At 74.0% G+C, this 292-nt stretch carries 1 protein-coding gene; it reads left to right on the top strand.

The genetic code is table 11. The features are described from left to right. Positions 1 to 292 (top strand): AMP-binding protein (locus IH26_RS0152730; RefSeq protein ID WP_030443840.1); only part of this gene is annotated, 292 nt, incomplete at both ends.

Genomic DNA, 292 nt, shown 5'->3' on the forward strand with positions numbered 1-292 from the left:
GCTGCTGCAGCGGTTCGCCGACCGGTTCGGGGGCGAGATCATCGACGGCATCGGCTCCACCGAGGCGCTGCACATCTTCCTGTCCAACCGGCCCGGCGAGGTCCACCCCGGCACGACCGGCGTCGCCGTGCCGGGCTACGACCTCGAGCTGCGCGACCTCGACGGCAATCCGGTCGCCGACGGCGAGCCCGGCTCGCTGTTCGTCCGCGGCGAATCCATCGCGCTCGGCTACTGGCGCCGCGCCGCCGCGAGCCGCACCGTCTTCGCCGGCGAGTGGCTCAGCACCGGCGAC

Origin of the sequence: Actinoplanes subtropicus (genome assembly GCF_000721705.1) — a bacterium.
Lineage (GTDB): Bacteria > Actinomycetota > Actinomycetes > Mycobacteriales > Micromonosporaceae > Actinoplanes > Actinoplanes subtropicus.